Source organism: Alphaproteobacteria bacterium (genome assembly GCA_005883305.1).
Taxonomy (GTDB): domain Bacteria; phylum Pseudomonadota; class Alphaproteobacteria; order Sphingomonadales; family Sphingomonadaceae; genus Allosphingosinicella.
In genome coordinates, this window is sequence record VBAC01000001.1 from 1,951,303 (window position 1) to 1,963,094 (window position 11,792).

Sequence of the window (11,792 nt, forward strand, 5' to 3'; positions counted from 1 at the left end):
AACGCTCAGGCCGGCGGGCGGAAGACCTCGGCGGGCCCGCGGCCGCGCTCTTGCTCGACCTCGGCCAGGATCCAGTCGCGGAAGGCGGCGATCTTGGGCTGGTTGCGGCGGCCTTCGGGATAGACCAGCCAATGGCTGTTTCGGGTGACGTGGACGTGGGCGAAGGGCTGGACCATCCGCCCCTCCGCCAACTCGCGCCGCCAGAACATCGGGGTCATCAGCGCTATCCCGGCGCCGGCGAACGCCGCATTCGCCTCCATCACCTGATTGTCGAGCAGCAGGCCGGGATCGGGGACGCCCTCCCGCGCCTCTACGCCGAGATCCGCGAACCAGTCGGCCCACCACTGGTCGGTCGCGGTCAGGCGCGGGACGTCGAGCAATTGCTCGGGCCGGAAGAGGCTGTAGCGGGCGGCGAACTCGGCGCTGCACACGGGGCTGAAGTGGAGGCGGAACAGGAAATGGCATTTGAGCCCCGGCCAATCGCCCCGGCCGACCCGGATGGCGGCGTGGAATTCGCCGGTGGTGAAATCGACCAGCCGGTTGTCGGTGCTGAGGCGGACCGCGAGAGCGGGATGGCGCACCTGGAAATCGCCGAGCCGGGGCGCCAGCCATTGCGTTGCCATGGTCTGCGCGGTGCTGATCGAAAGCAGCGCCTGGTCCTCGGCCACGAGCCCCGAGAAGGCGTCGTCCAGGGTCTCGAACGCGCTGGCGACGAGCGGCGCGACCCGGCGCCCGGCGTCGGTCAGCGAGACCCGGCCCTTGATGCGCGCGAACAGGGGCACGCCAAGCCGCTCTTCCAACAAGCGAATTTGATAGCTGACCGCCGCCTGCGTCATCCCCAGCTCGGCCGCGGCCTGGGTGAAGTTCTGGCGGCGCGCCGCCGCCTCGAAGACTCGAACGGCGCTCAGCGGAGGCAGACGTGCCATCGCAATCCTATAAGCTGCGCTTATGCCCTCTGTCGAGAGTTTCGTTGGCGTCACGTTCGTGGAGATGCGATTTCCCTGCTCGCGCCGAAAGGCAATTCGGCAATGTCAGGGAAAGGAACCAGGAAATGCGCGACGAACTCGACGGCCGTATGTGGGCGGACCACCACGATCAGTTCAACCTATGGGTGCAGGACGCGGCCGGCACCGTCCGCTCGGCCCTCGCCCGGTTCGCCGGTTGGGACGGGACCACGCACCAGTTGCTGGCGCTGATCGCCGCTTTCGCGCTCACCGGCCTCAGCATCGGCTCGACCAGCGGCGCCGCCTGACCGCGTCAGATCCAAAGGAGATGATCGATGACCATTCGCACCATCGCCGCAGCGCTCGCCCGCGTCGCCGCCTCGATCGGCCTCGCTTTGTGCAAGCTCAACGAGATGCAGTTCAGCTCTCCGTGGAATCCCAGGCCGGGCCGATGCGCCGGCCGGGGGCTTTGATCCCCTAGCGTAGCGGTCTATTCGCGGGATCGACCCCGCGAAGGACCGCCATGCCTCCTCACAAGCCGCTTGCCTTGTCTCTCGCGCTGGCGTTAGCCGCCTGCGCGATGCCTCAGACCAGCCAGACCCCGCCGCGCCGCCCGGATGGGCTGATGATCTGGCCGGATTTGCTCGAACGGCCGCGCCCGGAACCCGGCGCTACGATCCGCTATGGCGACGACGCGCTGCAGGTGGTCGACCTCTGGCTGCCCGAAGGTGACGGCCCCCATCCCACAGTCCTGATGATCCACGGCGGCTGCTGGCAGACCGAAATCGCCGACCGCACGATCATGAACTGGATCGCCGACGACCTGCGCCGCCGCGGAATCGCGGTCTGGAACATCGACTATCGCGGCGTCGACCGCCCCGGCGGGGGCTATCCTGGCACTTTCCAAGATGTCGCCGCCGCTGCCGACTCGTTGCGGCGCTATGCCGGGCGATATCATCTCGACGTCGGAAATCTGGTCGCGACCGGACACAGCGCTGGCGGGCACCTCGCACTTTGGCTGGCGGGACGGGCGCGGCTACCCGAGGGCTCACCCCTACGAACCCTTTATCCGATCCCGGTCCGGGCCGTCGTCAGCCTCGGGGGCCTGCCCGATCTCGAGGAGGCCGCGCGGTCGGAAAATGGCTGCGGCAACGAAGTGATCGGGCGGCTGACGTCGGGCCATTTCGCCGACACCTCGGTGCCGCGCCTCGCCCCGCTCGGCCTGCCCCAGGTGCTGATCAACGGTGTGCAGGACCGGATCATCCCCACCGCCTATGCCGAAGGCTATGCCGCGCCGATGCGAGCGGCCGGGGACGACGTGAGGGTGCGGATGATCGACCATACCGGCCATGTCGAACTGATCGCCCCCGAGACCGCGGCTTGGGCCGCGGCGGTGGAAGAAATCGAAGGGGCGCTCGGCAACGGGAGTCATCCCGACGAAAGTCGGGACCCATGAACACCTTTTTTGTTGCAGGATCGGCGATGGCGTCTTCGCCTCAATTCGTGGCAATATGTTCATGGGCCCCGGCCTTCGCCGGGGTGACTCGGGTTTTGAAATGACCTTCACCCTCGCCGAGGCGCGCGCCGCCGACGCCGCCGATCCGCTTCGCCCCTTCCGCGACCGCTTCCAGCTGGCCGAGGGGCTGATCTACCTCGACGGCAATTCGCTTGGGGTCCTGCCCAAGGCCGCCATCGGTCGGCTCGACGCCGTCGTTCGCGAGGAATGGGGCGCGGAGCTCGTCCGCGCCTGGAACACACGCGACTGGATCGGCCTGCCGCAGCGCCTCGGGGCCAGGATCGCGCCTTTGATCGGCGCCAGGCCGAACGAGGTGATCGTCGCCGATTCGACCTCGGTGAACCTCTACAAGCTGCTGGTCGCCGCCGCGCGCCTCTCGGACCGCCCCGTGCTGCTGACCGAGGCCGGCAATTTCCACACCGATCTGCACATCGCCAGCGGAGTCGCCGATCTGCTCGGCCTGACGCTCGACATCGCCGAGCGCGACTCGATCGAGGGACGGATCGGCGCCGACACCAATGTCCTCCTCCTCACCCACGTCCACTACAAGAGCGCCGCGCGCTTCGACATGGCCCGGATCACCGCCCGCGCCAAGGCGGCCGGAGCGACGACGGTCTGGGACCTCAGCCACAGCGTCGGCGCGGTCCCGCTCCACCTGGGCGAGTCGGGAGCGGAGCTCGCCGTCGGCTGCGGCTACAAATATCTGAACGGCGGCCCCGGCGCGCCGGCCTTCCTCTACGTCGCCGAGCATCTCCAGGAGAAGCTGCTCAGCCCCGTGCGCGGCTGGATGGGCCATGCGCGCCCGTTCGCCTTCACCGACGACTATCAGCCGGCGCCGGGCATTGACCGCTTCCTCGCCGGAACGCCCACGGTGCTCGGCCTCGCCGCGCTGGAATGCGGCCTCGATGCCTTCGAGGGCGTCACCGTCGAGCGGCTGTGGGCCAAGTCGCGCGCGATGTTCGATGTGTTCCATGGGCTTATGGAGCAGCGCTGCCCCGAGCTCGTCTGCATCAGCCCGCGCGGGCCGGATTCGCGCGGCAGCCACATCTCCTTCCAGCACCCCAATGCCTTCGAGATCTGCCAGGCGCTGATCGCCGCCCAGGTGATCGGCGATTTCCGGTCCCCCGATGTCGTCCGCTTCGGCCTGACCCCGCTCTATCTGGGCTTCGAGGACATCTGGCAGGCAGTCGACCGTATCGCCGACATCATGAAGCGCGAGACCTGGCGCGAGCCGAGGTTCGCCGTCCGCGGCAAGGTCACGTGACGGCGGTTTGCCCTCGCGCGCCCGCTCCCCTATAGAGCCGCCTTCCTTTTCCCAGCCGGAGGCCCCAAGCGCCGATGTCCCGCCGCCGGATGATCTACGAAGGCAAGGCCAAGATCCTCTACGAGGGTCCCGAGCCCGGCACCTTGATCCAGTATTTCAAGGATGACGCCACCGCGTTCAACGCGCAGAAGCGCGGCAGCATCGCCGGCAAGGGCGTGCTCAACAACCGCATCTCCGAGCATCTCTACACCCTGCTTGGAACGATCGGCATCCCGACCCACTTCATCCGCCGGCTCAACATGCGCGAGCAATTGATCCGCCAGGTCGAGATCGTGCCGATCGAGGTGGTCGTCCGCAACGTCGCCGCCGGCACGCTCTCCACCCGGCTTGGAATCGAGGAAGGCACCCAGCTCCCGCGAACGATCATCGAATATTATTACAAGGACGACGCGCTCGGCGATCCGATGATCGCCGACGAGCATATCGCCTGCTTCGGCTGGGCCAGCCAGGAGGAGATGAACGAGATCGCCGACATGGCGATCCGCGTGAACGACTTCCTCTGCGGCCTGTTCGCGGCGATCGGAATTCGCCTGGTCGACTTCAAGCTCGAGTTCGGCCGTCTGTGGGAGAACGATTTCGCCCGCGTGATCCTCGCCGACGAGATCAGCCCGGACGGCTGCCGATTGTGGGACATGACGACCAACGAGAAGCTCGACAAGGACCGCTTCCGCCGCGATCTCGGCGGCGAGGCGGAGGCCTATCAGGAGGTCGCCCGCCGGCTCGGCCTGCTGCCCGAGGGCGAAGCCAACGCCGTTCTCGACCTCGCCGAGCACAGGCAGAAGCGGGGCAAGTAGGCCCAGGATTAGCGAGTAGAACCGTCATTCCAGCGAAAGCTGGAATCCCGAAAACAAAAGAGTCATCCCGGCGAAAGCCGGGATCCATGAACACAAGCCAGTGAGGGCTGGTGTGACGACAACGTCGCCTCCCCTACCATACCGAGTTCATGGGTCCCGGCCTTCGCCGGGATGACTCTGAAACGCTAAATTCAGCCTTACCGCGAACCGCCGGTCGGGCCGCCGATGGCGATCGGCTGGCTGGCGCGGTTCTGCAGGGCGACGAAGGTGTTGCTCGACTGGAGGAAGGGCACGGGATTGACCGCGCGGCCGTCGATCCGGACCTCGTAGTGCAGGTGGCTGCCGGTCGAGCGGCCGGTCGAGCCCATCAGGCCGATCAGATCGCCGCGGTGGACGCGCTGGCCGGGCAAGGCGATCCGCTGCGAGAGGTGGCCGTAGCGGGTCTGGATGCCTTGGCCGTGGTCGATCTCGACCAGATTGCCGTAGCCGCCATTGTTCCATTCGGAGCGTCCGACGACGCCGTCTGCGGTCGCGTAGATCGGGGTGCCCATCGGGCCGGCGAGATCGATCCCGGCGTGCATCGCGGCGCGCCCGCGGAAGGGATCGGAGCGCACGCCGTAGCCCGAGGTGAAGTTGGCCGCGTTGTGGAGCGGCATCGCCGAGGGGATGGCCGCAACGCCCTGCTCGAGCTGGTCGAGCTGGCGCCAGGTGGTGAACAATTCGCGGAAGCGCGGATCGCTGTTGTCGGAGGCGGCGACCGGCTCGTAGGGGCCGCCGACGGCGCCGCTGACCCGGTGGAAGCGGGCGGGATTGAAGCCGAGCCGCTTGAGCGCGCCGGCGGTCTCGCGATAGCGCTGGCGGGTCGCGGCCTGAACTCGACCGGCGAACTCCGCCTGCATGCCCTCGACCGCGCCGAAAGTCTCGGTCGCCTGCTGGACCGCGGGGTTGTCGGAGCGCGGCGCCGAGGCCGGGAGCATCGCCGCGAGCCGGCTGGCGTCTGCGCGGCCGGAAACCATAGCGGAGAGGAAGGCTTGGCGCTGCTCGAGCAAAGCGGCGCGCTGGGCGGTGGCGGCGCGGATCGCGTCCACGTCGTTCTGCATCTGGCTCAGGCGGCGCTCCATCTGCGCCACGTCCCCGCGCATCGCATGGACCGCCTGGAAGGTCGCGAAAGCCGACCATGCGAGCAAAACAAAGGCCGCGAAAGCGGCCGCGAACTGGATTCGAGCGCCGATCGTGAAACGGCGCAGGCTCTTGCCGTCGTGAAGGAAAATATCACGCGGCTTGAAGACATTACGGAACTTCGAAGTGAAGCCGGCGTTTGCTTTGGCGTACGTCGTCATCGTTTTCCCCGGTCGGCCCCTAAGGGCCGGCGCGACCACGCTTAAGGCGACCGCTTGAAAATTCTTGGCCTTCCGGCCGGCTTGCGCGTCGGATTGCCCCCCGACTGCTGACGGCAGAGTGTTAAACAACCTCTTGCCCGGCAACCCCTAGGTAGAATTCCCGGGACAGACCGGCTTCACCCCGCGCCGAGTCGTTGAACGGTGGCTTAAGCATCCCGCGAAAGTGCGACCGAATCAGTTCTTGCCAGTAAGGGACCGGGTCGAATCCGCGAGCCTTGCAGCCGGATTTGAACCAGAAGGTGCCGGCCGCGACGTGGCGGATCTCATCGCGGTAGATGCGCGAAAGGATCGCCGCCGATCGGGCATCCCCGGCGCGCTCGAACGCCGCGACCGTCGCCGGCGTGACGTCGAGGCCCCGCGCCTCAAGCACCATCGGCACCACGGCGAGCCTGGCCAGCAGATCGTCGGCGGTCTGCGCGGCCGCCTCCCACAATCCGTCATGGGCGGGCAGCGCGCCGTAGCGGGCGCCGAGCGGGCGCAGGCGCCGGTCGAGCAGGGCGAAATGAATCGCTTCGTCGGCGCCGACGCCGATCCAGTCGTCGATGAACGCCCGCGGCTGGGCACTGCCGAACCGGCCGGCCATGTCGAAGGCGAGATCGATCGCCCCGAACTCGATATGGGCGAGCGCGTGGAGCATGGCGATTCGGCTGCGCTCCGATCCCGCCTTGCCCCGTTTGGGCATGCGCGATGGGGGCATGAGGACGGGCTCGGACGGCCGCGCCGGCCGGTCGGGCATCGCGACGTCGAAGCGATGCTCCAGCCGTCCGAGCCGCCATGCCCGCGCCGCGCCGCGCGCCGCCTTGATCTTGGCGCCCGGCTCGGCAGCGAGCAGCACCGCTCGGCAGGCTTCGGCGATCGTCGCCCCTTCCTTCTCCATGGCCCGCGCTGTACCGGCCGAAGCGATGAGTTTCACCGCCAAAATCCTGCTGCTCGGCTCCGGTGAGCTGGGACGCGAGTTCACCATCTCCGCCAAGCGCCTCGGCGCCTTCGTCGTCGCCTGCGATTCCTATGCCGGCGCTCCGGCGATGCAGATGGCGGACGCCTGCGAGGTCTTTCCGATGCTCGACGCCGCAGCTTTGAGGGCGGCGGTGGAGAAGCATCGCCCCGATTTCATCGTGCCGGAGATCGAGGCGATCCGGACCGAGGAGCTGGTCGCTCTCGAAGCCGAGGGCTGGCACGTCGTCCCCACCGCGCGAGCCGCGCAGATGACGATGAACCGCGACGCGATCCGCGCCTTGGCTGCGGAGACCTTGGGCCTTCGCACCTCGCGCTACCGTTTCGCCGAGAGCCTCGACGAAGTCGGCGAAGGCGCATGCCACACGGGGCTCCCCTGCGTCATCAAGCCCGTCATGTCCTCCTCGGGCAAGGGGCAGTCGACCGTCAGGGACGAAGCCGAGCTGGAGGCGGCGTGGGACTATGCGGTCGCCAACATGCGCGGGGACCGGCCGCGGGTGATCGTCGAGGAATTCATAGCCTTCGATTACGAGATCACGCTGCTGACCGTGCGGACGGCCCACGGAATCCTGTTTTGCCCACCGATCGGCCACCGCCAGGAGCTCGGCGACTATCGCGAGAGCTGGCAGCCGATGGAGATGTCGGAAGCCGCGCTGGTCCAGGCGCAGGACATGGCGCGCCGGATCGTCGACGACCTGGGCGGGCGCGGCGTGTTCGGAGTCGAATTCTTCATCGCCGGCGACGAGGCGATCTTCTCGGAACTGAGCCCGCGCCCGCACGACACCGGCATGGTCACCTCCGTCTCGCAGGAGCTGAGCGAGTTCGATCTCCACGCCCGCGCCGTGATGGGGCTGCCGATCCCGCCGATCGCCCTCTACGGCCCTTCCGCCTCGGCCGTGATTCTGGCCGACCGGGAGAGCACCGCATTCCGTTACGAGGGGCTCGACGAGGCGCTGGCGCTCGGGGGCGACGTGCGCCTCTTCGCCAAGCCGGTGACCCGCAAGAACCGCCGCATGGGTGTGGCGCTGGCGCGCGGCGACAGCGTCGATCAGGCCAGGGAACGCGCCCGCGAAGCCGCGGCCTGCGTCAGGATCGTCTATTTGTCGTAGACCAGGACGGGGGCGGTGGTGAGCGCCGCCGCAGGCTGCGCGGCGACCCGAACCGGCGTGCGAGTCTCTTCCTGCGCGGCAGGCTGCGGCGCTGCCTCAGGCTTTTCCTCGATCGCGTAGCGCGCATAGCGCTCGACTTCGGGATTCTCGGCGGCCGGTGCGGCCGGCCATGGCTGCGCCGCCGGCGCCTCCACGATTTCCCATTGCGTTTCGGCCACGCGCTGTATGGGCGCGGGATCGGGCGCATAGGGATAATCCACCCGCGGCGTCGCATCGGCTGCCAGCGCCGCATTGCCCTGCGCCCAGCCATAAGCCTGCAGATAGGGAGAGACGATCGGGCCGGGCAGGTTGTTCGGATCCAGCGCCGCGCCGCGGTCGCGCGGGTGGAGCGCCGGGCCCTGGAAGTAGAGCGGATCGATCTGGTTCACCGCGCCTTCGCCGAGCTGCACTCCGATCCCGACGGCCAGAGCGACCGCGCCAAGTCCGGACCACAGGATGGAATGTCCCAGCATGCGCGCCCAACGAGCGCGCGGCCTTCGCGTTCCGCGCCGCCGACCGCCGAGGCGTGACCGGAGGGCGCGGACGACCATCGCTGCCTCAGGGAAGCTCGCGCGCCGCGGCCAAAACTTCCTCGGCGTGGCCCGGCACCTTCACCTTGCGCCAGACGCGCGCCACCGTGCCGTCGCGGTCGATCAGGAAGGTGTCGCGGCTGATGCCCATATATTTGCGGCCGTAGAGGCTCTTCTCCGCCCAGGTTCCGAACGACTCGCAGACGCTGCCGTCCGGATCGGTGGCGAGCTTGACCTTGAGATCGTATTTGCCGGTGAACTTGGCGTGGCTTTGCGGGCTGTCCTTGGAGACTCCGAGAATCCATGTTCCCGCTTTCTCGAACTCGGACGCGAGAGCCGTGAAATCCTGGGCCTCGCGGGTGCAGCCCGACGTGTCGTCCTTGGGGTAGAAATAGAGGACGAGCTTCTGGCCCCTGAAATCGGCCGGGCGCACCGGGGCGCCGTCCATTCCGGTCAGGCTCACGTCTGGAATCGGATCGCCTTCGCTCAGCATCACACCGCCTTTGCCACCGCGCCCCACAGCTCGCTTACGCTTTGCCGCGCATCCTCGTGAGCCGCAAGCAGTTCCTCCCACCCGTCCATCCCGCAGGCGCGCGCCACCAGGTCGCGTGAGGCGGGCGCCGGCTCGGCCGAATCCGGAGCGACGAGGCGCAAGGTGACCAGCATTCGGGTCAGAAGCACATGCGCCGCGGCGATATCGGGCGCAACGAGCCCCTCGGCGGCCAGCGCCTCGATCGCCTCGCCCAGCCGGGGCGTCAGGCCCTTGCGGTGCACGAGCTGCAACGTGTGGACGGCGAATTCCAGATCGACCAGCCCGCCGGCGCCGAGCTTGATGTCGAAGGCCCCGCGCGGCGGCTTGTGGCGGGCGATCTCCAGCCGCATCTTCGCCGCGTCGGCCGCGACCTTGCCCGCCTCGCGTTCCATGGTCAGGACGCCTTGCGCGATCCTCGCCAGCTCCGCCCGGTCGGCGGAGGAGCCGTAGACCGGCCGGGCGCGGGCCAGCGCCATATGCTCGAAGGTCCAGGCCTTGGTCCGCTGATAATCGGCGAAGGTCTCGAGCGAAATGGCGATCAGCCCGTCGGTGCCCGAAGGCCGAAGCCTCGTATCGACCTCGTAGAGCGGCCCGGCGGCGGTCGGAACGCTGAGCGCGGCGCCGATCCTCGGCGCCAGGCGGTTGAAATAGTCGGTCGCGCGCAGCGGCTTGGGGCCGTCGGATTCGGCTTCGTGGCTGCCGCTGAACAGATAGATGAGGTCGAGGTCCGAGGCATGGGTCAAAGCGCCGCCGCCAAGCCGGCCGAGGCCGAGGATGACGAGCTCCGAACCCGGCACCTTCCCATGAGCATTCTCGAATTCGGCGACGGTCGCGGCGGCGAGCACCTGAAGCGCCGCCTCCGCGACCCGGGCATAGCCCTCGCCGACCTCGATCGGATCCGTCCGCCCCAAGACGAGCTGAGCGCCAAGCGCGAAGCGAGTCTCGTTGACCCGGCGTCGGACCCGGTCGAGCAGCATTTGATAATCCTCGCCGCGCCGGTCCGGCTGGCCGAAGCGCGCCGCCAGCTCCTCGACCGAGCCGGGCGGGTCGAACGCGCTCGCGTCGATCAGGCCGTCGAGCAGCTCCGGCCGCCGGCCGAGCTGCTCCGCGAGGGCCGGGGCATGGCTGAGGATCGCTGCGAGATGCTGGGTCAGCGCCGGCCGCGCCTCGAGTAGGCGGTAGAAATTGACCCCCGAGGGAAGACCCTCGACGATATCGTCGAAACGGTTGAGCGCGCGCATCGGATCGGGCGCCGCGCCCAGCGCCTGGATCAGCCCGGGAAGCATCGCCTCGAACGCCTGGATCGCCGCGGGCGCGCGCAGCGAACGGATCCGGCCCGAGCGCCATCCGTCGATTCGCAGGCGCGCCGAAGCCCGGTCGGCGAAGCCGGCGGCGCCGAGCTGCTCCTCGATCACCTGGGGATCGGCGGAAAGGCTCGCCGTGCTGCCGCCGCCGAGCGTGTCGTAGAGGGCGGCGACGCGCGACGTCGGAACGCGGAGCAGATCGAGCAGGGCGGCTCCGCCCTCCAGCCCGTGGAGCCTCGCGACATTGTCGAGCGCGTCGCTGCCGGCCGGCAGGACGTGCGTCTGGCGGTCGTCGACCATTTGCAGCCGGTGCTCGATCGTCCTCAGCAGCGGATAGGCCTCGCTCAAAAGCGCGGCGCTTTCACCGGCGACGAGGCCCCTTTTCTCCAGCGCCGCGAGAGCGTCGAGAGTTGCCGGAGTGCGCAGCTCGGGCTCGCGCCCGCCGTGGATCAATTGATGGATCTGGATGAAGAACTCGACCTCGCGGATTCCCCCGCGGCCGCGCTTGAGGTCGTAGCCGGGGCCGAAGGCCTGGCCTTGCGCATAATGGTCCCGGATCCGGGCGCTGATCGCGCGGATCTCGCCGATCGCGCCGAAATCGAGCGAGCGGCGCCAGACGAAGGGGTGAATCGCCTCCAGGAAATAGCGGCCCACGTCGGCATCCCCCGCGACCTGGCGGGCGCGGATGAACGCCGCCCGCTCCCAAGGCAGAGCGGCGGATTCGTAGTAGGAAATGCCCGCGTCGACCGGCAGCGCGATCGGAGTCACTTCGGGCGAAGGGCGCAGGCGCAGATCGACCCGGAAGGCGTAGCCGTCCTCCGTCCGCTTTTGCAGCAATTCCGTCAGGCGCTGGGCGATCCGCACGGCGGCCTGGTCCGCTTCCTCGCGGGGCTTTCTGGGCAGGGTCCTGGGATCGTAGAGGAAGAGGAGATCGACGTCGGACGAATAATTGAGCTCGCGCCCGCCGAGCTTGCCGAGACCGATTACCGCGAAGCCCGCCGGCGCCGCGTCGGGCGTCCGCTCGGCGATCGCCTGCCCAAGGGCGCGCGCGATCAGCCGGTCGGCGAGGTCCGAGAGGTCGCCCGTGACCTGTTCGAGCGTGCACAGGCCGGCCAGGTCGCCGAGGCCGAGCGCCAGCGCGAAGGCCGTGCGCTCGCGCCTGATCGCGCGCCCGGCCTCCTCTGCGCGACCCTCGCTTCGAGCCAGATCGAGAGCGGCGCCGACGCCCCCGTTCGCGAGCGCATCGACGACCGGGCCGAATCGCGCCATCTCCTGGGCGAGGAACGGCGAATGCGCCCGGGCCCGCTCCATCGCCTTGTTAAGATTCACGAAACCGATCGTCTCTC

Annotated in this window: 11 protein-coding genes; 5 read left to right on the plus strand and 6 right to left on the minus strand. The window is 68.6% G+C overall.

Annotation, left to right across the window (positions count from 1 at the left end):
• Window positions 1-5: 5 nt before the first annotated feature.
• Window positions 6-926 (minus strand): LysR family transcriptional regulator, encoded by a 921-nt coding sequence (locus tag E6G92_09710; GenBank protein TMJ20008.1) that lies wholly within the window; start codon window positions 924-926, stop codon window positions 6-8.
• A 125-nt stretch (window positions 927-1,051) separates the two neighbouring features.
• Between E6G92_09710 and E6G92_09715 the strand changes: the two genes are divergently transcribed.
• The 4 genes from E6G92_09715 (at window position 1,052) to E6G92_09730 (ending at window position 4,578) form a co-directional block, all read left to right on the plus strand.
• Window positions 1,052-1,252 (plus strand): hypothetical protein, encoded by a 201-nt coding sequence (locus E6G92_09715; protein TMJ20009.1) that lies wholly within the window; start codon window positions 1,052-1,054, stop codon window positions 1,250-1,252.
• A gap of 272 nt (window positions 1,253-1,524) precedes the next feature.
• Window positions 1,525-2,400, plus strand: coding sequence for an alpha/beta hydrolase (locus E6G92_09720; GenBank protein TMJ20010.1), 876 nt, complete (start codon window positions 1,525-1,527; stop codon window positions 2,398-2,400).
• 100 nt (window positions 2,401-2,500) lie between these two features.
• Window positions 2,501-3,724: a kynureninase gene (gene kynU, locus E6G92_09725; GenBank protein TMJ20011.1), complete on the plus strand. Its 1,224-nt coding sequence runs from the start codon at window positions 2,501-2,503 to the stop codon at window positions 3,722-3,724.
• A 74-nt stretch (window positions 3,725-3,798) separates the two neighbouring features.
• Window positions 3,799-4,578 (plus strand): phosphoribosylaminoimidazolesuccinocarboxamide synthase, encoded by a 780-nt coding sequence (locus tag E6G92_09730; GenBank protein TMJ20012.1) that lies wholly within the window; start codon window positions 3,799-3,801, stop codon window positions 4,576-4,578.
• A gap of 197 nt (window positions 4,579-4,775) precedes the next feature.
• Here the strand turns inward: E6G92_09730 and E6G92_09735 are convergent, their stop codons facing one another.
• Both E6G92_09735 and E6G92_09740 read right to left on the minus strand, forming a co-directional pair.
• Entirely contained in the window at window positions 4,776-5,918 is a 1,143-nt protein-coding gene (locus E6G92_09735; protein ID TMJ20013.1) for a M23 family metallopeptidase, read from the minus strand.
• A gap of 121 nt (window positions 5,919-6,039) precedes the next feature.
• Window positions 6,040-6,855, minus strand: coding sequence for a ferritin-like domain-containing protein (locus E6G92_09740; GenBank protein ID TMJ20787.1), 816 nt, complete (start codon window positions 6,853-6,855; stop codon window positions 6,040-6,042).
• Between the two features lie 25 nt (window positions 6,856-6,880).
• On the opposite strand from E6G92_09740, the gene purT reads away from it, so the two are divergent.
• Complete coding sequence (purT, locus tag E6G92_09745; GenBank protein ID TMJ20014.1) at window positions 6,881-8,041, plus strand: formate-dependent phosphoribosylglycinamide formyltransferase; 1,161 nt, start codon at window positions 6,881-6,883, stop codon at window positions 8,039-8,041.
• Here the strand turns inward: purT and E6G92_09750 are convergent.
• From E6G92_09750 to glnE, 3 genes are all read right to left on the minus strand, one after another.
• Entirely contained in the window at window positions 8,029-8,553 is a 525-nt protein-coding gene (locus tag E6G92_09750) for a hypothetical protein (protein ID TMJ20015.1), read from the minus strand. The genes purT and E6G92_09750 overlap by 13 nt on opposite strands.
• Before the next feature lie 85 nt (window positions 8,554-8,638).
• On the minus strand, window positions 8,639-9,103 hold the full coding sequence (locus E6G92_09755; GenBank protein ID TMJ20016.1) for a peroxiredoxin: 465 nt from the start codon (window positions 9,101-9,103) through the stop codon (window positions 8,639-8,641).
• The gene (gene glnE, locus E6G92_09760; GenBank protein TMJ20788.1) at window positions 9,103-11,757 is read right to left on the minus strand and encodes a bifunctional [glutamate--ammonia ligase]-adenylyl-L-tyrosine phosphorylase/[glutamate--ammonia-ligase] adenylyltransferase; all 2,655 of its coding nucleotides are present in this window, start codon (window positions 11,755-11,757) and stop codon (window positions 9,103-9,105) included. The genes E6G92_09755 and glnE overlap by 1 nt, the downstream gene beginning before the upstream one ends.
• Between the last annotated feature and the right edge of the window lie 35 nt (window positions 11,758-11,792).